Annotated in this window: 16 protein-coding genes; 7 read left to right on the top strand and 9 right to left on the bottom strand. The window is 74.0% G+C overall.

From position 1 onward, the window contains the following. Positions 1 to 22: 22 nt before the first annotated feature. Entirely contained in the window at positions 23 to 1,525 is a 1,503-nt protein-coding gene (locus AB0I67_RS10845; protein ID WP_357921036.1) for a glycerol-3-phosphate dehydrogenase/oxidase, read from the bottom strand. After that, positions 1,522 to 2,025 (bottom strand): helix-turn-helix domain-containing protein, encoded by a 504-nt coding sequence (locus AB0I67_RS10840; RefSeq protein ID WP_357921033.1) that lies wholly within the window; start codon positions 2,023 to 2,025, stop codon positions 1,522 to 1,524. Before AB0I67_RS10840 ends, AB0I67_RS10845 begins: the two co-directional genes overlap by 4 nt. 52 nt (positions 2,026 to 2,077) lie before the next feature. On the opposite strand from AB0I67_RS10840, the gene AB0I67_RS10835 reads away from it, so the two are divergent. Then, positions 2,078 to 3,625, top strand: coding sequence for an FAD-binding oxidoreductase (locus tag AB0I67_RS10835; RefSeq protein WP_357921030.1), 1,548 nt, complete (start codon positions 2,078 to 2,080; stop codon positions 3,623 to 3,625). A 19-nt stretch (positions 3,626 to 3,644) separates the two neighbouring features. Then, positions 3,645 to 5,261, top strand: coding sequence for a serine/threonine-protein kinase (locus AB0I67_RS10830; RefSeq protein WP_357921027.1), 1,617 nt, complete (start codon positions 3,645 to 3,647; stop codon positions 5,259 to 5,261). A gap of 63 nt (positions 5,262 to 5,324) precedes the next feature. Here AB0I67_RS10830 and AB0I67_RS10825 read toward each other — a convergent pair whose 3' ends face one another. After that, entirely contained in the window at positions 5,325 to 5,714 is a 390-nt protein-coding gene (locus AB0I67_RS10825) for a hypothetical protein (RefSeq protein WP_357921025.1), read from the bottom strand. 126 nt (positions 5,715 to 5,840) lie between these two features. On the opposite strand from AB0I67_RS10825, the gene AB0I67_RS10820 reads away from it, so the two are divergent. Next, the gene (locus tag AB0I67_RS10820) at positions 5,841 to 7,331 is read left to right on the top strand and encodes a metallophosphoesterase (protein WP_357921023.1); all 1,491 of its coding nucleotides are present in this window, start codon (positions 5,841 to 5,843) and stop codon (positions 7,329 to 7,331) included. 39 nt (positions 7,332 to 7,370) lie between these two features. Continuing rightward, the gene (locus tag AB0I67_RS10815) at positions 7,371 to 8,942 is read left to right on the top strand and encodes a bifunctional 3'-5' exonuclease/DNA polymerase (RefSeq protein WP_357921020.1); all 1,572 of its coding nucleotides are present in this window, start codon (positions 7,371 to 7,373) and stop codon (positions 8,940 to 8,942) included. Positions 8,943 to 9,072: 130 nt separating this feature from the next. On the opposite strand, the gene AB0I67_RS10810 is transcribed toward AB0I67_RS10815, so the two are convergent. The 6 genes from AB0I67_RS10810 to AB0I67_RS10785 all read right to left on the bottom strand — a co-directional run bounded on the left by AB0I67_RS10810 (position 9,073) and on the right by AB0I67_RS10785 (position 17,379). Beyond that, the gene (locus AB0I67_RS10810; protein ID WP_357921017.1) at positions 9,073 to 10,332 is read right to left on the bottom strand and encodes an MFS transporter; all 1,260 of its coding nucleotides are present in this window, start codon (positions 10,330 to 10,332) and stop codon (positions 9,073 to 9,075) included. A 53-nt stretch (positions 10,333 to 10,385) separates the two neighbouring features. Next, positions 10,386 to 11,201 (bottom strand): MOSC N-terminal beta barrel domain-containing protein, encoded by an 816-nt coding sequence (locus tag AB0I67_RS10805; RefSeq protein WP_357921014.1) that lies wholly within the window; start codon positions 11,199 to 11,201, stop codon positions 10,386 to 10,388. 15 nt (positions 11,202 to 11,216) lie between these two features. Continuing rightward, complete coding sequence (locus tag AB0I67_RS10800) at positions 11,217 to 13,490, bottom strand: protein kinase (protein ID WP_357921011.1); 2,274 nt, start codon at positions 13,488 to 13,490, stop codon at positions 11,217 to 11,219. 132 nt (positions 13,491 to 13,622) lie between these two features. Further along, complete coding sequence (locus tag AB0I67_RS10795) at positions 13,623 to 15,002, bottom strand: DUF1116 domain-containing protein (protein WP_357921008.1); 1,380 nt, start codon at positions 15,000 to 15,002, stop codon at positions 13,623 to 13,625. Then, on the bottom strand, positions 14,999 to 16,528 hold the full coding sequence (locus AB0I67_RS10790) for an FdrA family protein (RefSeq protein ID WP_357921005.1): 1,530 nt from the start codon (positions 16,526 to 16,528) through the stop codon (positions 14,999 to 15,001). The genes AB0I67_RS10795 and AB0I67_RS10790 overlap by 4 nt, the downstream gene beginning before the upstream one ends. Continuing rightward, complete coding sequence (locus AB0I67_RS10785; RefSeq protein ID WP_357921002.1) at positions 16,525 to 17,379, bottom strand: DUF2877 domain-containing protein; 855 nt, start codon at positions 17,377 to 17,379, stop codon at positions 16,525 to 16,527. The genes AB0I67_RS10790 and AB0I67_RS10785 overlap by 4 nt, the downstream gene beginning before the upstream one ends. Before the next feature lie 109 nt (positions 17,380 to 17,488). Here AB0I67_RS10785 and AB0I67_RS10780 point away from each other — a divergent pair, with 109 nt between their 5' ends. The 3 genes from AB0I67_RS10780 to AB0I67_RS10770 all read left to right on the top strand — a co-directional run bounded on the left by AB0I67_RS10780 (position 17,489) and on the right by AB0I67_RS10770 (position 20,691). Beyond that, the gene (locus AB0I67_RS10780; protein ID WP_357920999.1) at positions 17,489 to 19,078 is read left to right on the top strand and encodes a PucR family transcriptional regulator ligand-binding domain-containing protein; all 1,590 of its coding nucleotides are present in this window, start codon (positions 17,489 to 17,491) and stop codon (positions 19,076 to 19,078) included. A 10-nt stretch (positions 19,079 to 19,088) separates the two neighbouring features. After that, on the top strand, positions 19,089 to 19,298 hold the full coding sequence (locus AB0I67_RS10775) for an RNA-binding S4 domain-containing protein (protein WP_357920996.1): 210 nt from the start codon (positions 19,089 to 19,091) through the stop codon (positions 19,296 to 19,298). 91 nt (positions 19,299 to 19,389) lie between these two features. Further along, entirely contained in the window at positions 19,390 to 20,691 is a 1,302-nt protein-coding gene (locus AB0I67_RS10770; RefSeq protein ID WP_357920993.1) for a solute carrier family 23 protein, read from the top strand. Positions 20,692 to 20,817 lie beyond the last annotated feature (126 nt).

The following is a 20,817-nucleotide window of genomic DNA, read 5'->3' as shown; positions in this document are numbered from 1 at the left end:
AATCGGTTTTGTCCCCGGCCGCTCAGAGGCCGAAGGCCTGCGCCGCCAGGGCCGCGGCGGCCTCACGGTCGGCGGCGACCAGGCCCAGCCGGGTGCGGCGGTCGAGAAGGTCGGCGGGGTCGAGGGCGCCCTCGTGCCGCACCGACCACACCAGCTCGCCCAGGGTGAGGCCGAGCCCGGCCTCCTGCGGGAACTCGCGCGCCAAAGCCCAGATCTCGGCGGCCTCGCTGCCGTACCGCTCGGCCAGGCGGCGCGGCACCCCCTCGGGGACGGGCCCGGCGCCGATGAGCGGGAGGGCCGCCGTGATGGAGGGACCGGCGGACAGGCCGCGCAGCGCCACGGCGTGGTCGATCGCGTCCTCTGCCATCCGGCGGTAGGTGGTGAGCTTGCCGCCCACCACCGTGACGACGCCGCTCCGCGACAGGACGGCGTGCCGCCGCGACAGGTCGGCCGTGGCCGCCCGGCCGCCGGCGGAGGTGTCCAGGAGCGGGCGCAGCCCGGCGAAGGCGCCGGTCACCGCCGAGCGCTCCAGCGGGGTGTCCAGGACCGAGTTGAGCAGGGCCAGCAGCGCCGAGACGTCGGATTCGGGTGCGACGGGCACGTCCGGCACCGGCCCGTCCACCGGCTCGTCGGTCAGTCCCACGTACACCCGCCCGTCGGCCTGCGGCAGCACCAGCGCGAACCGGTTGAGCGAGCCGGGCATCGGCAGGTGCAGCCCGCTCCGCAGCCCCTCCAGGCCGCGGACCACCAGGTGGGTGCCCCGCGAGGGGCGCAGGCGCACCGAGGGGTCGAGGTTGCCGGCCCACACGCCGGTGGCGTTGACGACGACGCGGGCCCGGATGGTGAGGCGCTCGCCGGTCAGCGTGTCCTCCACCACCGCGCCGCCGGGCTCCAGGCTGAGCGCCCGGCAGCGGGTCAGGACGCGGGCGCCGCACCAGGCGGCGGTCCTGGCCAGGGCGACGACCAGGCGGGCGTCGTCCAGGAGGCGGCCGTCCCACGACAGCAGGCCGCCGCGCAGGCCGTACGGGGAGATCATGGGGGCGAGCTCGCGCACCCGGGCGGCGGGCAGCCGGGAGGGGCCGGGCAGGAGCGGGCGCGGGGTGCGCGCGCCGGTGCGCAGGGCGTCGCCCAGGCGGTAGCCGGTCATGGTGAGCGCCGCCTGGGCGCGGCCGACCTCGGGGGTGAGCGGCAGGACGTACGGCTGCGCGCGGACCAGGTGGGTGTTGCGCAGCAGGAGGCCCCGCTCGACCGCGCTCTCGTAGGCCACGTCCACCTGGCCCTTGGCGAGGTAGCGCAGGCCGCCGTGGATCATCTTCGAGCTCCACCGCGAGGTGCCGAAGGCCAGGTCGTGCGCGTCGATCGCGGCGACGGACAGGCCGCGCGCGGCGGCGTCCAGGGCCGCGCCCGCGCCGGTGGCGCCGAGCCCGACGACCAGGACGTCGACCTGTTCCTCGGCCACGCGCCGCAGGTCGCGGGCGCGCCGCCCGGCGTTGAGCGAGCCGGCGGAACCGGTGGGCGAGGTCATGGCGACTCCGGTGTCGAAGGGGACAGGTAGCGCTCCAGCAGGAGGGTGAGCTCGGCGTCCAGCTCGTCCAGGGTCACCGGGCCGAGCATCGTCGGCGCGGAGATCAGGAACGACTGCGCGACCAGCAGCAGCGCCCGCGCCTGGGCGGGGGAGCCGGCGGCGGGTTCGAGCGCGGCGAGGATCGCCTCGTGCGTGCCGCCGCGCCGGTCGAGCAGGTACGGCAGGAGCAGCTCGGGGTCCGCCTCGACGATCTTGCGCCACAGCGGGTGCGCCCGCATGGCCCGCACCCCGGCGACGATCGCCCGGACCGGGTCGGACAGGTCGAGCCCGTCGAGCACGGCGGTCCACTCGCGGGTCATCAGGTCGCCGACCAGGCTGCGCACGTCCGGCCAGCCCCGGTAGAGCGTCATGCGCGACACCCCGGCCCGGCGGGCGACATCGGTCAGCGTGGTGCGGCGCACGCCGTAGGCGAGCACGCACTCGCGGGCCGCGTCCAGCACTCGGTCATTGTGACGAATTGCCACCATGTGTCACAGTGTAGAGGTGCATGCGATGAACTGGCGAGGTTGGGGCGATCCGGACAAGGCGCGAGAGCTGCCGGAGCCGGTGGTCAAGCTGCTGCAGGACCTGTTCGGGATCCGCGAGATCCCGGCGGTGGAGCTCGGCGAGGTACGGCTCACGCCGCCCGCGCTCCCGAAGGGCGCCCGCGAACGGCTGGCCGCGGTCGTGGGCGAGGCGCACGTGCGCGACGACCACGAGACCCGGGTCCGGCACACCCGCGGCAAGTCCACGCCCGACCTGATGCGGATGCGCGCCGGGGACGGCTCGGCCGCGCCCGACGTCGTGGTGTCGCCCGGCTCGCACGAGGAGGTGCTCGACCTGCTCGCGGCCTGCGAGGCCGCGCGCCTGGCCGTCGTCCCCTTCGGCGGCGGCACCTCGGTGGTCGGCGGCCTGACACCGGAGCGGACCGGCTTCGCCGGGGTGGTCGCGCTCGACCTGGCCCGGCTGGACCGGCTGCTCGCGGTGGACGCCGACAGCATGATCGCCACGCTGGAGCCCGGCCTGCGCGCCCCGGAGGCCGAACGGCTGCTGGCCGAGCACGGCCTGACCCTCGGGCACTTCCCGCAGTCCTTCGAGTACGCCACCCTCGGCGGGTTCGCCGCCGCGCGCTCCAGCGGCCAGGCCTCGGCCGGCTACGGGCGCTTCGACGACATGGTCGCCGGGCTCAAGGTCGCCACCCCGCGCGGCACCCTCGACCTCGGCCGCGCGCCCAAGTCCGCGGCCGGCCCGGACCTGCGCCAGCTCGTCCTGGGCTCCGAAGGCGCGTTCGGCGTCATCACCGAACTGCGCCTGCGGGTACGGCCCCGCCCGGTACGGCAGGCCTACGAGGGCTGGCGCTTCGACAGCTTCGCCCAGGGCTCGGCGGCCCTGCGCGCGCTCGCCCAGCGCGGGCCGCTGCCGACCGTGCTGCGGCTGTCCGACGAGACCGAGACGATGATCGGCCTGGCCAAGCCGGACGCCATCGGCCAGGACGCCCCGGGCGGCTGCCTGGCCGTCCTCGGCTTCGACAGCCTCCAGGAGTCCGAGCCCCGGGCCGAGGGCGCGCGAGCCGTGCTGGCCGCCCACGGCGGCACGCCGCTCGGCGAGGAGCCCGGAACGGCCTGGGCGCACGGCCGCTTCTCCGCCCCGTACCTGCGCGACTCCCTCCTGGCCGCCGGCGCGACCGTCGAGACGCTGGAGACGGCCGGATTCTGGGCGAACCTGCCCAGGCTCTACGACGCCGTCCGGCTGGCCCTGCTCGGCGCGCTCGGGAGCCCGCTCGTGATGTGCCACATCTCGCACGTCTACGAGACCGGCGCCTCGCTCTACTTCACCGTCGTCACCAACGCCGACCTGCCCGGATGGGAGCAGGCCAAGCGGGAGGTGAACGCGGCGATCGTGGCGGCGGGCGGCACGATCTCCCACCACCACGGGGTCGGGCGCGACCACCGCGACGCCTACGCGGCGGAGATCGGGCCGCTGGGGGTGGAGATCCTGCGGGGGGTGAAGGAGCGGCTGGACCCGGCGGGGATCCTGAACCCTGGGGTGCTCGTTCCCTAATCAACTAACATGTCCGCCCATGAGTGCCTACGGTCCGCCTGCCGTACAAGACCTGCGTGAAGGCGACCCCGCCGCGCTGGGCCCCTACCGGATCGCCGGACGGCTCGGCCAGGGCGGCATGGGCGCGGTCTACCTGGCGGAGGGCCCGCAGGGGCCGGTCGCGGTGAAGGTGATCAACCCGCACCTGGCGGCCGACCCCGAGTTCGCCGGCCGCTTCCGCCGCGAGGTGGCCGCGGCCAGCCGGGTGCGGCGCTTCTGCACCGCGCCCGTGCTCGACCACCAGCTCGACGTGGCCCCCTTCTGGGTGGTCACCGAGTACGTGGCCGGGCCCGACCTCGGCCGGGTGCTGCGCGACAGCGGGCCGCTGACCGGCTCGAACCTGGAGGCGCTGGCCGTCGGCGTGGCCACCGCGCTGACTGCGATCCACGGCGCGGGCGTGGTGCACTGCGACCTCAAGCCGGGCAACGTGCTGCTGTCGCCGCTCGGCCCGCGCGTGATCGACTTCGGCATCGCCCGCGCGCTCGACCTCGGCGGCGGCAAGACGGTCACCGGGCGGCTGCTCGGCACACCGGAGTACATGGCGCCCGAGGTGATCAACTCCAACCACCTCACCCCGGCCGCGGACGTCTTCGCCTGGGGCTGCGTGGTCTACGCGGCGGCGACCGGGGTGTCGCCGTTCGCCGCCAGGACCGTGCCCGAGGCGCTGATGCGCGTGGTCAACACCCACCCCGACCTGGACGTGGTCGAGCCGGGGCTGCGCCCGCTGGTGGCCGCGGCCCTGGACAAGGACCCGGCCAAGCGGCCCAGCGCCCAGGACCTGCTCACCCGCCTGGTCGGGCACACCCGGGTGGACGCCGAGCAGCTCGCCGGGACGATCCGGCTCGACCTGGCCTCCCTGTCGGCGCCGCAGCAGGCGCCCAGGACCGCCGTCGCGACGGCCCCGGCGAAGCCGGCCGGGCGGCGCGGCGTGTGGCTCGCCGCCGGCGCCGGCGCGCTCGCCGTGCTGGCCGCGGCGGGCACCCTCGCGGTCACCACCCTGTCTCCGGGCGCGCCGCCGAGCGTGGACGGGGTCCTGTACGAGGACGGCTTCGACAACGCCGAGTCCGGCTGGAACACCGACCAGGGCGGCAGCTACAGCGACCCGGCCGGCAGCCTGGTGCTCACCGCGGGCGCGAACGCCGGGGCGTGGTCCCGGCCGCCGATCAACGCGCGCTTCCAGCCCAGGCTGCTCATCGAGTCCACCATGCGGCTGGAGGGCGACCCCGGCGTGCGGGCGGGGATCTACTGCAACTTCTCCGGCGACGACGGCAAGGGCGCCTCCTACGACCTGGAGATCCGCCGCGACGGCAAGGCGCGGATCCGCAAGACGGTGGACAAGGACGGCTGGAACCTCACCGCCGACGTGCCGGTGCCGGAGTTCAAGCAGGGCAAGCAGCGGCTGCAGGCCGAGTGCGCGCGGGAGGGCGGGGACCGGATCCGGCTCGTGCTCTGGGTGGACGGGCAGAAGGCCGTCGAGGTCACCGACCTGCAGGCGCTGCCCGAGTCGCGGCAGCCGAGCATCGGCATCCAGGTCAGCAACCAGACGCCCAACGAGGGCAAGGCCACCGTGGACGAGTTCAAGGTCTCCTGGTACTGACCCGCACCCGGGCCTCCCGCTGTCACCTTTCCGGGGTACGGCAGGCGGCCCTGAGTGTCGTGGTCAGGCGAGGAGGTCGGCCTCGGCGAGGGCGGCCTTGGCCTCGGCGTGCCGGCCCTCGGCGGCCAGCGCGGCCGACAGGCAGGCCAGCGCCTGGATCAGGTGCCCCTCACCCACCCGGCGGGCCAGCGCGACCGCCTCCTGAGCCAGCGGCAGCGCCTCGGCCGCCCGGTTACGGGCGAGCAGCAACCGCGCGGCGGTGCGCAGCGAGCGCACCAGCAGCCCGGTGTGCGCGGCCGGATCGGCCGCCGCCAGCTCCGAACTGATCACGATCGCCCGGTGCGCGCTCTCCAGCGCCCGCCGGCTCCAGCGCGACTTGCTGGCGGCGTACGCGAGCAATCCCTCGACCGCGGCGACGCGCGCCGACATGCGTTCGTTCGAGCGGACCATCATGGAGTCCACCCCATTCGTGTCCCACCCGGGCCCCTGACCGTTGAGAGTATCGCGGCGTGTCCTTGGATGCACGCAGAGTTCGGGGGAAAAGGTGCGTCGAAGCAAGATCAAGGTAAAGATAGTCCCATGGTGGACGTGGCGGCCGAGCGCGGGAGACACCTGTCCTCCCGGGTGTCGGAGGCGGGCGCGGGCTGGCGGTGCCAGGCCGTCGGGACCTTCAAGGACCTGCGCCCCAACGATCAGAGCTTCTCGTGGCTGAACCCGGCGACCTTGTGGCGCTCGCGCAACGAGATCCTGGCCGGGCTGTTCGGCGACCCGTCGGGCGAGGTGCGCAAGCGCTGGATGGCCTACCAGCGCGACAAGGGCGTCGACCCGGAGCTCAGGATCCGGCCGCCGGTGGGGGACGACTTCTCCTTCCTGCTGCTGGGCGACCCCGGGGAGGGTGACGCCTCGCAGTACGCGCTGGTGCCCGGCATGCTCAAGATCGGCGAGGACACCGACTTCGCGGTCATCGCCAGCGACGTGATCTACCCGACCGGCTCGGGGAACGAGTACTGCGACAAGTTCTTCCGCCCCTACCAGCACTACCGCGCGCCGATCTACGCCATCCCCGGCAACCACGACTGGTACGACGGGCTCGGCGGCTTCATGCGGGTCTTCTGCGACGCGCCGCCGCTCAAGCCCCAGCCCGACCGGGGGCTGCGCGGGCTGCTGTGGCGCAAGCCGGAACGCATCGACGAGCAGGCGCTGGCCAAGGCGCGCGAGCTGCGCGGGCTGCCGGAGCAGCAGGCGGTCCAGCCGGCGCCGTACTGGGCGATCGAGACGCCCAAGCTGCTGCTGGTCGGGGTCGACACCGGCATCCGCGGCGAACTCGACGCCGACCAGGTGGCGTGGCTCCGCCGTACCTCCCTGGATCCCAGGCCCAAGGTGCTGATCACCGGCAAGCCGATCTACCGGCGCAACGACTACACCCCCTCGCCGCTGGAGGGCGGCGGGACGATCGACGACATCGTGCGCGACCCGGCGCACCGCTACGTCGCGGCGATCGGCGGGGACGTGCACAACTACCAGCGCTACCCGGTCGACGTGGACGGGCGGGTGATCCAGTACTTCGTCGCCGGCGGCTCGGGGGCGTTCATGCACGCCACCCACACCGTGCAGCGGGTGGACGTGGGCGGGGTGCGCGAGGAGGACTACCGCTGCTACCCGCTGCGCGGCGACTCGCTGTCGTTCTACAGCCAGCTCTACGCGCGGCGGCTGCGGATGCGCTGGCTCTACCTGACGCCGCGGGAGGCGGTCTGCATCATGGCCGAGCGGATCGGCATCAAGCCGGTCCGGCCGCTGGACGGGCCGGTGCGGATCACCCGCCGGATGCGCTGGGCCGCCCGCGTGCTCGGCGCGTGGCCCTGGCCGTTCCGGCTGCCGGTGGACAAGGTCTTCCACCGCTTCCTGTCGGAGCTGTCGGACTGGGACACCCCGCCGTTCTTCAAGAGCTTCCTGCACGTGTCGGTGCGCGGCTCCGAGCTGCGCATCCGCTGCTTCGCCGCGACCGGCTGCCTGCCCCAGGAGCAGGACCCGCCGATGGAGGACGAGGTCGTCATCAGCCTGCCGGCGTGACCTGCACGCTGGGGGCGAGGTCGTCGGCAGATTGTCGGTGTGACCTGGCACGCTGGGGACGTGTTCGTCCCGTACAGCTCCGGCGCCGTGCCGGTCGAGACCGTGCTCGCCCGTGAGCCGGACCGGCCGCGCTGGGTGTGGGCCGACACCCGCGAGTCCTACCCGGCCCTGCTGCGCCAGGGCGTGCGGGTGGCGCGCTGCCACGACCTGGCGCTGACCGAGGGATTGCTGCTGGCCGCGGAGGGCCGGTACGGCGAGCCGCGCTCGGCCCGGGCGGCGCACGCCCGGCTGCACGGCCTGCCGCCGCCCGACGACGACCAAGGCCCGGCCGCGCGCCAGGACACCCTGTTCGGCCTGGGCGAGGAGCCGCCCGAGCTGAGCGAGGCCGAGCTGGCCGCGCTCGCCGACGACCAGCTCCGCCGCGTGCGCGCCCGGCCCGAGCCCGGCCGGTTCCGGCTCCTGGTGGCCGCCGAGTCGGCCGGCGCCCTGATCGCGGCCGAGATGGCCCACGAGGGCATGCCCTGGAACCGTGAGATCCACGACCGGCTGCTCACCGAGGCGCTCGGTCCCCGGCCGGTGCACGGCATGCGCCCGGCCAAGCTGCAGGCGCTGGCCGACGAGGTGACCGCCGCCTTCGGCCACCCGGTCAACCCCGACTCGGTGCAGCAGATCGTCAAGGCCTTCAAGGGGGCCGGGATCACGCTGAAGTCGACCCGCTCGCGCGAGCTGAAGGAGATCGACCACCCCGCCGTGGGGCCGCTGCTGGCCTACAAGGAGCTCGCCCGGCTGCACAGCTTCCACGGGTGGGTCTGGGCCGACCAGTGGGTGCAGGACGGCCGGTTCCGGCCCGAGTACGTCGTGGGCGGCGTGGTCACCGGCCGCTGGGCCACCAACGGCGGCGGGGCGCTGCAGATCCACCGGGCGATGCGCAAGGTCGTGGTCGCCGAGCCGGGCTGGACGCTCGTGGTCGCCGACGCGGCCCAGCTCGAGCCGCGGGTGCTGGCCGCGATGGCCGGTGACGTCGGGCTCGCGCGGGCCGCGGGGGAGATCGACCTGTACGCGGCGCTGGCCAAGTCCTTCGGCGGCGAGCGGGACCACGCGAAGATCGCCATGCTGTCCGCCATGTACGGCGGGACCAGCGGTGACGCGCCCAAGCTCCTGGCCGTGATGCGGCAGCGCTTCCCGGAGGCCTACCGCTTCGTGGAGGACGCCGCGCGGGCGGGGGAGGAGGGGCGGGTCGTGCGGTCCTGGCTGGGCCGGACCTCACCGCCGCCCTCCGCACGCTGGCGTGAACTGGTGTCGGGGCCGGAGGGCTCTCGGGCCGCCCGCGACCGGGGACGGTTCACCCGCAACTTCGTGGTGCAGGGCACGGCGGCGGAGTGGGCGCTGGTGATGATGGCCCTCCTGCGCGGGCTCCTGCCCGAGCCGGCGCGGCTGGTCTTCTTCCAGCACGACGAGGTCATGGTGCACTGCCCGCTGGACCAGGCGGCCGAGGTCAGCGAGGCGGTCGGCCAGGCTGCGCGGGAGGCGACCTCGCTGCTGTTCGGGGACACGCCGGTGCGCATCCCCATGGAGGCGGTCGCCGTCACCTGCTACGCCGACGCCAAGTAACCACGCTGAGCATCGGGCGGAGCCGATGAACCGCCTCGGCTGACCCGCCTCGGCTCCCAAAGGACAGCCCGCCCCCTCGGCTTCCCAGTGGCTGCCCACCTTCCGGCCGCGCAATCCCCCAGACGGTGGGTCAGGCGGGGGTGGGGGTGGTGCGGTGGCGGGTGGTGAGGAGCCAGAGGCCGGTCAGGGTGACGAGGACGCCGACGGCCGCGCCCAGCACCCCGTAGGACAGCCAGCCGACGATGAACCCGGCCAGCACGGTCCCGCCCGCACCGCAGACGTTCATCAGCAGGTCGGAGAACCCCTGCACGGAGGGTCGCCGCTCGACCGGCACGGACTCGGTGAGCAGGGCGGACCCGGCGACGAGCCCGCACGACCAGCCCAGGCCGAGCAACACCAGCGCCACGGCGATCTGGACGGTCCCGTGCCCGGCGGTGGCCGCGAGCACGGCCGCGGCCAGCAGGATGACCATGCCGAGCACGAGCACCGGCACCGTCCCGGCCTTGTCGGCCAGCTTGCCGACCACCGGCGAGAGCACGTACATGCCCGCGATGTGCAGGCTCAGCGTGAGGCCGATGATCTCCAGCGAGGCCCCGCCGTGGTTGAGGTGGACCGGCGTCATCGACATGATCGAAACCATTGCCGTCTGGCTGACCGCGATGGCCACCAACGCCCGCATGGCCGCCGGAGACGAGCGCAGCACCTGCCACGACTCGCGCAGGTTGAACCGCCGGGCGCTCGCGCCGGGGGCGGCGCCGTCCAGACGGCGGGCCAGCAGGAGCGGGTCGGGGCGGAGCGCGGCCTGGATGATGACCAGCGCGAGCACGAAGGCCAGCGCCGACAGTGCGAAGGGCCCGGCGGTCTCGGCCAGCCCGAGGTCCTGCCCGAGCCGGTCGGCGGGACCGGCCAGGTTGGGCCCGGTGACCGAGCCGATGGTGGTCATCCACACCACGAGGGACAGGTGCCGGGCGGTGTGCCCGGGCGGCGACAGGTCGGTCGCCGAGTAGCGGGCCGCGAGGTTACCCGCGCTGCCGCCGCCGAGCAGCAGGAAGCCGAAGAGCAGCACCGGCCAGTTGGCGATCGTGATGCCCAGCACCGAGATGACCGCGCCGACCGCCGCGCCCGCGTAGGCCAGCGAGAGCGCCGCCCGCCGCCCCCACCGGTCGGCGGCGCGCGCGATCGGCAACGCCATCAGGGCGGCGCCGAGCACCATCGAGGTGCCCGCGTAGCCGCTGATGACGGCCGATCCGGACAGTTCCGCCACGACCAGGGCGCTGAACGCCACACCTACGGCCACGCCCACGCCACCGATGATCTGCGCGAGGGACAGGACGGCGAGCGTACGGCGCTGCACCCGCTGGGGGTGCAGCTTGTCGGGGAGGGTCGTCACCCGTGCAGTGTGTCATATGTGGCGAAATGGGATAATTCGCGATTATAGGTAGGTTAAACCGGGATTACCGGATCACCGGCACGAATCTCCCCGGTGGTGTCGGGAATGAGGTTCATGCCGAACCACACCTTTCCCGCCCAGCGCCGGTGCCGGGCCAGCGTCCTGGTCGGCTCCTTCGACTTGCGCAACGTGGACAGGTCGATCGTCGGCAGCGCGCAGCGGTCGCAGCCCTTCACCACCCGGAACTCCACCTCGCCCACCCGCACCCGCGTCCAGGAGTCCTCCGCGAACGGCTCGTCCACGCCCTCGACGACCAGGTTGGCGCGGAAGCGCTCGATCGGCAGCGGCGGCTGCGGCTCCTCGCCGAGTTCGAGGGCGGTCTCGGCGATCCAGTCGTTGAGCCGCGCCATCGAGGCCGTGCTGGCCAGCAGGACCGGGTAGCCGTCGGCCAGGCTCACCCGGTCGTCCGCCCTGCCGTACTCCGGGTCGACCGGACGGCGGGTCGGGTCGTCGAGCCACGCCAGCCGCGCGGGCAGGCCGAGCAGCTCGCCCAGCCACGCGGCCGCCTCCTCGCCGCAGTCGGTGAGCTCGACCGGGTCGTCCCAGACGTCGATCGTGCGGGTCGCGGCCGACGGGCTCACCTTCAGCGGGCTCAGGCCGGGCGCGGTCAGCGTGATCGTGTCGCCGTCGAGGTCGGCGCGGCAGGTCAGCAGGCGCGGGTGGACGCGCGCGGTGAGCATGCGCCCGTCGGCGTCGGTGACGAGGTAACGCCGGTCGCCGGCCAGGCCCCAGGGCAGGACCTCGGCCGAGCGCACCTCGTGTCCCATGGTGGATTTGACGGGATACCGGTGGATGCTGGCCAGCTTCATGAAGGCACGTTACCGCTAGCCGGTCGGGCCGAAGCTGTCCAGGAAGACCTTGCGGATCTCGGCCTGCTCGTCCCACCTGAGCTCGGGCATGCTGAACACGATCTTGAAGGCCCGCTCGTCGTTCATCGTGACGTACCGGGTCAGGGTGTGCATCGGGACGCCGTTCGGCAGCGACCAGGTGTACTCCCAATCGGCGGCGCTCCAGCCGCGGAAGTCGACGTTCTCCAGCTTCACCTGGATGTAGGCCTCCACGCCGCCGTTGCGCTCCTCGGCGGTCAGCGCGGCCAGGCCGCCGTCGCGGTCGGGGCGGGCGCTGCGGACGGTGATCTTCGAGCCGGAGTCCTTCGGGCCGGTGAACGTGGTCTCGCCGCCGGTCGTGGTGACCTTCCACGCGGTGGGCGCGGCGGCGGTGAAGCCGCCGGCCGAGTGCTCCTTGTAGCCCTTGGGGATCTCGTTGACCACCGCGGGCGGCTCCTGCGAGCCTTCGGCGGCCGAGGCCGAGGGCTGGAGGACGGGCTGGACCGCCGGGTCGTCGCCGCCCGAGGTCAGCAGCACCACGGCCAGCACCACCGCGCCCACGCCCGCGCCGCCGATCAGCAGCAGACGGCCGGACAGGCCCTTGGGCTTGCCGCGGCCCGGGCTCTCCTCGGGGGCGCGGCGGCGGCCCGTACGGATGCGGGTGCCGGTGGTGGCCGGGCCCATCTCGCGGGAGAGGTCCTGGGAGTGCTCGCGCAGGTCGTCCGGCGAGGCCAGCGGCCAGGGGCTCGCGCCGGAGGCGCTACGGACGTCGGTGGTCAGGGGGAGGATCGGCTGCGGCTTGGCCGCCGGGGTCCTGGGCGGCTCGTTCGCTCCCGACGCGCTGCGCAAGGCGTCATACGGGTCCGGCGCCGGCCCCGAGGGACTGCGGGGAGAGTCGAAGGACGCCTGCGGGCCCGACGCGCTCCGCAGGGAGTCGTAGCTCTGCGGGCCGGAGGCGCTGCGGAGCGAGTCGTACGACGGCTGCGGGCCGGACGCGCTGCGCAGGGAGTCATAGGGCGGCTGCGGGCTCGACGGGCTGCGGAGGGAGTCGTAGCTCTGCGGGCCGGAGGCGCTCTGGAAGGAGTCGAAAGGCTGCTGCGGGCCGGAGGGGCCGCGGAGGGAGTCGTAGGGGTCGGCGGGGGCGCGCAGCAGGTCGGTCGGGTGGCTGCCGGACGGGCTGGCCAAGGGATCGGCGCCGGGCCCGCGGACCGGCTGCCCGCCGGAGGGTCCGGCCAGGGGGTCGAACCCCGCCTGCGGGTCGTACGGCACGCGCACCGGCCCGGAAGGCGTCTCGATGACCCGTGAAGGCATCGGCCCGGAAGGCGGGTCGAGCGGCGGCAGGAGCTGGATCGGCGTGGCGTTCCCCGCGGTCGGGATCGCGTCGGCACCGGGCCGCCCCGAGGGCGAGCCGTGCGCGCGCAACACCCGTTCGAGCTGGTCGGCCACGTGCGCCGCGCTCATCCGCTCGGCCGGGTTCTTGCGCAGCAGCCCCTCGATGACCGGCAGCAGGGCCCCGGCCCGCTGCGGCCGGATGGGCTCCTGGGTCAGCACCGCCCCGAGCACCGCGATCGCGTCGGGTCCCTCGTACGGCGGCCGCCCCTCGACCGCGGCGTAGAGGGTGGCGCCGAAGGACCACAGGTCGGCCGCGGCGGTCAGCGGCTGCCCGGACAGCCGCTCCGGCGGGATGTAGGCCGGCGAGCCCATGAGCAGCCCGGTCTGCGTGATGGTGACGTCGCCCTCGATGGCCGCGATGCCGAAGTCGGTGAGCACCACCCGGTCGGCGGTGAGCAGCACGTTGCCGGGCTTGACGTCGCGGTGCAGGATGCCCGCGGCGTGCGCGTGGCGCAGGGCGTCGAGCACCCGGACGCCGATCTCGGCCGCCTGGATCACCGGCAGCGGGCCGCTCTGCCGTACCGCCTGTTCCAGGGACCAGGCGCGGACCAGCTCCATGACGATCCAGGGCCGGCCGTCCTCCTCGACCACGTCGTGCACGGTGACGATGCCGGGGTGGGTCAGCCGGGCGGCCGAGCGCGCCTCGCGCAGCATGCGCCGGTGCGCGCCCTGCTTGCCGGCCTGGTCGAGCCCGTAGGGCAGCAGGAGCTCCTTGACCGCGACGTCGCGGTCGAGCAGGACGTCGTGGGCGTGCCAGACCATGCCCATGCCGCCCCGGCCCACGGGCGACATCAGGCGGTAGCGCCCGCCCACGAGCCGTCCCTGGCTTGACGTGTGCCCGTGCGCGTCAGGCCCGCTGAGCATGCGGTCGGCCGCCATCCCAGCCCCCCATTCCCTCCGCGTCGCAAAGGATTCATCAAGATTGGTTGGCTGGTCACGATATCGGCTTTGCCGCTACATGTGAAAGTTGCTCCACATATATCGTCCGATCTCGCGAAATAAGCAGATCATTTACGGAATTACGGCATTCTCCGCCAATGCCGACAGAGCGGCGGTGAACGCCTCGACCGGCGGCTCGACCAGACCCGCGCCCACCTGCCCGGTTCCGGCCACCCGCCCGGCGATGCCGGTGTTCACCACCGGAAGGATGCCGGTGCGGGCGACCAAGGTGACGTCGATGCCGACCGGCGTGCCGCGGAATCCGAGCCCGGGGATCTGGTAGGCGGGATGTTCGGCGAGCGTGATCTCGTACATCGAGCGAGTGGCGTTGATCGCGTCGGCCACCTCGCCGCCGACGAAGCGCACGATGGCCGGCGCCGCGGCCATGGCGAAGCCGCCCAGCCCCGAGGTCTCGGTGATGGTCGAGTCGCCGATGTCGGGGTTGGCGTCCGCCGGGCCGTACGCGCCGAGATACAGCCCGTCGGGCACGCCCGCGGGCCCGGTGAACCAGCGCCCGCCCAGCCCCGAGACCTGCACGCCGAAGTCGGTGCCGTTGCGCGCCATGGCCACCACCAGGCTGGAGCCGGGGATGTCGCGGGCGGCGTCGGTGCAGACCTTGCCGGCGGCCATGCCGGCGTTGAGGAAGAAGTGGTCGTTGCCGTTGACGAAGCGCAGCACCTCGGCGGCGTGCTCCGGCGCGGCCTCCACGATCGCCGGGGCCAGCTCGCGCAGCAGCAGCGAGGTGGCCGCGCGGTTGCGGTTGTGCAGCTCGTCGCCCATCTGCAGCGCCTGGGCGATCAGCGCGCGCAGGTCGATCGGCCCGGTGCGGGCCAGCGCGGCGGCCAGCGCCGGGCCGAGGACCGCGTCCATCCATCGGAGCCGCTCCAGCACCTCCGGGCCGTAGGCGCCGTAGCGGAGCACCTTGCCCAGGCCCTCGTTGAGCGAGCAGTAGGCGGTGCCGCCATGCTCGGCGTCCACGACCTCGAACAACCACATCGACGGGGTGACCAGCCCGGCCATCGGGCCGACCGTCCGGTGGTGGTGGCAGGGTTCGAGGGTGAGCGTGCCGATGCGTTCCTCGGCCTGCTCGGGGGTGTCGGCGTGGCCCTCCAGGAGCATCGCGCCGATCAGCGCGCCGCGCATCGGGCCGGAGGCGCGTTCCCAGGTGATCGGGGGTCCGGCGTGCAGGAAGGTGCGTTCCGGCAGCACCTCCGAGGCTCGCCGCACGGCGACCAGTTGCGGGTGCGCGGTGGTCAGCCGGCGGACCGCCAGGGCGTTGGCCTCGGCGCGGCGCGGGTCGGCCAGCACCCGGTCGAGCGCCCCGGCCGTGCCCGGCAGGGGCGGTCGCCAGGCCACCGGCACCGTCTCCACCGCCTGCGCGCGCAGCGCCTCCTCCAGCAGCGCGGCCCCTGCCGTGATCACCCTCGGCGCGCCGCCCAGCAACCCGCTCATCCCGTCACCCTCCCCGCCCCGTTTCCGCCCGCCCCGTTTCCGCCTGCCCCGCTTCCTTCCGCCCCGCTTCCTTCCGCCCCGTTTCCGCCCGGCCCGGTGCGGCCTGGCACCAAGCCGGTCGCCGAGCCGGTCACCAGGGCGGCCGCGTGGGCGGCGGCCTGGGCGTTGGAGCCGAAGACCCGCGCGCCCGCGGCGGCCAGGGCGGCGGCCTGCCGGTTGAGGTCCTGCGGGTCGCCCTCGGAGCCGACCAGGCTGACCACCACCCGGGCGGGACAGGCCGCCACGGCCGGGGCCAGGGCCGCCGCCGGGTCGGCGTCCGCGCCGTGCCCGAGCACCACGTCCATCAGCACCACATCGCCCGCGCCGACGCCGGCGAGGGCGTCCAGCCGGAGGGTGTGGTCGATCATCGGGTGCGCGCGTCCCCGGGTGTACTCGTCGTCCCCGAAGTCGGTGAACTCGCCGAACCCCGCCACCCGCCGGGCCTCCTCGCACAACGTGCCCCCGGCGAACAGCCCGACCAGCCGCGCCCCCGTGCCCGCCCGCCCGGCCTCCGAGTCCGCCCGCCCGGCCTCCGTGCCCGTCCGCCCGGTCTCGGACACCGGCGCGGGAGGCCAGACCGGCCACTCGGGGACCGGCCGGCCGAGCGCGCGGAGGGCCTGCTCGGCCGCCCCGGTCAGGTCCACCCCGCCGAAGACCACCGGCGTCCGCAGCCCCTCCGCCACCGCCCGTACGGCTGCCGCCGTCTCCGGCGAGCCGGGCTTGGCCACGACCACGATGAGCTCGGTGGCCGGATCGTCGTCCAGCAGGCGCAGCGCCCGGATGCTCGCCCGCCCCCCGACCTCGGCCGACAGATCGCGCCCGCCCACGCCCAGGACGTGGGAGACGCCCACCCCGGCGAGGTCCAGCAGGCAGGTGACCTGCTGGGCCCCGGTCCCGGAGGCGGCGACGAGCCCGACGGGCCCGGGTTTCAGCACGTTGGCGAACCCGAGCCCGGCCCCCGCGACGACCGCGGTCCCGCAGTCGGGGCCCATGACGAGCAGCCCGCGCCGGTCGGCGAGGGTCTTGAGCAGGACTTCCCGCTCCAGCGGCATCCCGTCGCTGAAGATCATCACGTGCAGGCCCGCCTCCAGCGCGTCGAGCGCCTCGGCGAAGGCGTGCTCGCCGGGCACCGACACCAGGGCCAGCCCGGCGGGAGCCCGCAGCGCCGCCGCCCGGGTGGTGCGCGGCGGCCGCTCGGCGGCGTCCCCCGGAGACGCCGGTGCGGCCAGCGCGGCGAGCAGCCGGTCGAGCTCGGCCAGCGCCGCCGGCGGCTCGGCCGCGCGCAGGGCGACCAGCAGGGCCGACGGGTCCGGCTCCGGCACGTCGAAGCCGAGGTCGCGGGCCAGGTCGAGGTTGAGCCCTGTGGCCATGGCCACGATCGCGACCTCCACGCCGTCCAGCCCGGACAGCGCCTTGCTGACCCGCATCAGGCTCACCGAGTCGTGGTAGACGCCGGGCCGCAGGGCCACCACGTCCCGCGCGCTCATGCCGCGCTCCCGCTGAGTTCGAGCACCGAGTCGAGCCCGATGGAGATGCCCTGCGCCAGGTCGGCGCCGGAGGTGTGCCCGACCGCGCGCAACCGGCGCACGGCGGCCTCCAGCGGCGCCCGCCCGGTCAGGCCGCGCAGGACGCCGGAGACCTCGGGCGAGGCCGCCCCGGCCGCGGCGCAGTGCAGGAGCGTGGCCGACAGGGGCGTGGTCCGGGTGCGCGCGTCGAAGGTGACCGTCGGGGCCAGCCAGTCGGCCAGCCACATCGCCCGCGGCACCCGCGCCGCCCGGCCCAGGTGGCGGAGGGTGACCAGCAGGCCGCACAGCACGTCGTCGCCGCTCGGGGTCAGGCCGGGACCGAGGCCCACGAGCTGCTCGGCCGAGGTGAGCGCGCCCAGCAGCCAGCCGCGCCGGCACGACTGGGCGAGCCGGTCGACCGTGCCGTTCCCGGCCAGGCCCTGGCTGCCGTCGGGCGCGAGATCGGGGACGGCGCGCGCCAGCCGTACCAGATCGGTCTGGCCCGGCGGCGGCGCGGGATCCCACCAGCGGCGCACCCGCAGGCTCAGCGGGCCCAGCTCGATGGAGCCGTCGCCGACACCGGCCTCGTCACCCACGGTGAGGTGCGGCAGCGGCACGGTCAGCAGCACGGAGTTGGGCAGCCGGGTCGCCTCGCCGGTCAGCACGGCGATCACCGACGGTTCGAGTTCGGTCCTGACCTCGAGATACGCGCCGGCCGGGAAGACGGCCAGCACCCGCGCGGGCCGGCGCGGCGCCTCCAGCACCGGGCGGATCGCCGCGCTCGCGGCCAGGCTCACGGGGGTGCGTACGCGCCTGAGGGCACTCACTGTCACCTGTGCAACGTAGAACGGTCCCAGGGGTGTCCGTACGGAAAAAGCTGCCAACACTCCGGCGGGGTGTTGGCTCTTCCTGACAGACGGTTTCTCAGGTCACAATCGCCTCATGGAGCCCCCCGTCCGTCTGGCCAGCACCGGAACGATCATCCATGGGATCACCGTGGGTGAGGTGCTCGGCGTGTCGACTCTCGCGGAGGCCGAACTGATCGCGGGGGAGACCGGGCTTGGCCGCATCGTGCAACGCCTCAACGTCATGGAGGTCCCCGACATCCTGGCGTGGGTCAAACCGCACGAACTCCTGCTGACCACCGGATATCCGCTGCGCAACACGCCGCAGTCGCTCGGCCGCCTGGTCGCCGACCTCGACGAGCGCGGCCTGGCGGCGCTGGCCATCAAGCTCGGGCGTTACGTGGACGAGCTGCCCGGCGAGATGGTCGAGCAGGCCGACCGGCTGGGCTTCCCGCTGATCCTGCTGCCCAACGACGTCGGCTTCGACGACATCCTCAACCAGGTGCTCACCGACATCCTCAACCGCCAGGCCGCGATGCTGGTGCGGGCCGAGGAGGCGCACCGCGCGCTGGTGCAGGTCGTGCTGGCCGGCGGCGGGCTCAACGAGGTCACCGCCGAGGTCTCCGGCCTGCTCAACGTGGCCGTCGCCGCCGTCGACGGCACCGGCCGCGTGCTGGCCGCCGCCGGGCCCGCCGACCACGTCGCCGCGCTGCGCCAGGGCCTGGGCCGGCTGTCCGGTACGGCAGGCAGCACCCCCGCCTTCGCCTGGGTCCCCGTCGTCGCCGGCGGCCACCACCACGGCCGGATCGTCGCGCACAGCCCGGCCGGATCGATCCACGACAGCGACATCGGCATCCTGGAACGTGCCGCCACCGTCGCCGCGCTGGTCGTCACCCGCCAGGACGCGGTCAACGCGGTCGAGTCGAAGTACCGCGCCGACTTCCTGCGCGACGTGCTCACCGGCCGCGCCGGGGCCGCCGAGCGGGTGGCCGCCCGCGCCCGCGCCTTCGGCTGGGACCTCGAACGCCCGGTCACCGTCCTGGTCGCCGAGCTCGACCCGGCGGGCGAGGAACGCGCCGCCCAGGACCGGCTGATCGTCGCCTGGACCGGCGCGCTGCGCAGGCACGACGCCCGCGGCGCGGTCGCGGGCTTCTCCAACGAGGTCGTCGCCGTGCTGGACGCCGCGGTGGACGCCGCCAAGGTGGCCCGCGACGCCGCCTCCGCCTTCGCCGACGCGCTGCCGGCCACCTTCTCCACCGGCACCTCGCGCCTGTGCGCCCGCCCGGCCGCCCTGCCCGAGGCCTACGGCCAGGCGCTCAAGGCCGCGCGCGTCGGTCGCCAGTTGCACGGCCCCGGCGCGGTCGCGCACTTCGACCAGCTCGGCGTCTACCGGCTGTTATCGCTGGTCAACGACACCGAGGAGCTCCACGCCTTCGTGCGCGAGACCCTCGGACCGCTGGCCGGCGACGACGACGCCGAGAACGCCGACCTGCGGCGCACCCTCCAGGTGCTGCTGGAGACCAATCTCAACGTGGCCGAGACCGCGCGCCGGCTGCACTTCCACTACAACACCCTGCGCTACCGCATCGGGAAGCTGGAGCGGTTGCTGGGCAACTTCACCGCCGACCACCACCTGCGGCTCAACCTCACCCTGGCCCTGCACGTGTTACGCATGCGCGGCATCTAAGGTGGGGGCCGTGGACCTGGACTTCGAGCTCGAAACCGACTACATCCCGCTGTGCGACCTGCTGAAGTACTGCGGCGTGACCGAGACCGGCGGCATGGCCAAGCAACTGATCGCCGAGGGGGAGGTCTCGGTGGACGGTGAGGTCGAGCTGCGCAAGACCCGCAAGGTGCGGTCCGGGTCGGTCGTCAGCGGCGACGGCTTCACCATCCACGTGTCCTGACACGCCCCCCTACCTGCGGCCTTACGCCCGCGACCCTCTACCCTTCTCTCCGGCATCAGATCGATGCGGTCTCGGGGTAAGGAGCGGCGCGATGGCGCTGGGGTGGAAGCTGCACGGCGACGGCAAGAGGCTGGCGCCGGGCGAGGTGGTCAAGCCGGACGAGCGGCTGTCGTGGCCGCGGATGATCGGGTTCGGTGCCCAGCACGTGATCGCGATGTTCGGGGCGACCTTCGTCTTCCCGCTCCTCATGGGGCTGGACGCCAACCTCGCGGTGATGATGTCGGGCGTCGCCACGATCATCTTCCTGCTGGTCGTCAAGGGCCGGATCCCCAGCTACGTGGGCTCCAGCGCCTCCTTCGTGGGCGCGGTCGTGGCCATCCGGGCCGCCGGCGGCGACAGCGGCACGGTGACCGGCTCGCTGCTGGTGGTGGGTGCGGTGCTGGCCCTGGTCGGCCTGGTCATCCACCTGCTGGGCATCCGCGTCATCCACCGGGTCTTCCCGCCGGCGGTCACCGGCGGCGTGGTGATGCTCATCGGCTTCGGCATGGCCTACGTCGCCGCCGACGTCTACTGGCCCAAGGACCCGTGGGTCGCGCTGATCACGATGCTCGCCGGCTTCGTCTTCATCGGCGTCTTCAAGGGCTTCCTCGGCCGCATCGGCGTGCTGCTCGCCCTGGTCTTCGGCTTCGTGCTCTCCTGGGTCTGGGACCGGGTCGGCGGCATGGTCTCCGTGCCCGGCGGCGAGCCGCACTACCGGGTGAACTTCGACAAGGTGGCCGAGGCCGACTGGATCGGCCTGCCGTCGCTGCACGGCCCCTCCTTCGAGGTCTCCGCGATCATCCTGGTGCTGCCGGTGGTGATCGCGCTGATCGCCGAGAACGTCGGGCACGTCAAGGCGGTCGGCGAGATGACCGGCGCGGACGTGGACGGCATGATGGGCCGCGCGGTCATGGCCGACGGCGTCGGCACCGTCGTCGCCACCGCCGTCGGCGGCCCGGCGACCACCACCTACGCCGAGAACATCGGCGTCATGGCGGCCACCCGGGTCTACTCCACCGCCGCCTACTACATCGCCGCGGTCATCGCGATCCTGTTCGGCCTGTGCCCGAAGTTCGGGGCGCTGATCGCGGCCACCCCGGACGGGGTGCTCGGCGGCGTCACCACCATCCTGTACGGCATGATCGGCCTGCTCGGCGCCAAGATCTGGAGCGAGAACAAGGTGGACCTGGCGAAGCCGGCCACCATGGTCCCGGTCGGCGCGGGCATCATCTGCGCCATCGGGCCGGTCGCCTTCCCGATCACCGGCACCTTCGCGCTCAGCGGCATCGCGCTGGGCACCATCGTGTTGCTGGCCGGTTACCACTTCCTGCACGCGCTCGACCGGGAGAAGTGAGCCCTCGTACGGCGTGCCCCGCCGTACGAGATCACGACAACTACCCCCCTGGTCACGACCGCAGATTTGGCAGATCATGCCGGTGTAGGCGTGCGCGAACGGGCCTAATGTGCCCGCAACAGCACG

It is taken from the genome of Nonomuraea sp. NPDC050310, assembly GCF_040655795.1.
GTDB lineage: Bacteria > Actinomycetota > Actinomycetes > Streptosporangiales > Streptosporangiaceae > Nonomuraea.
This window is presented reverse-complemented; position numbering and strand designations above follow the sequence as displayed.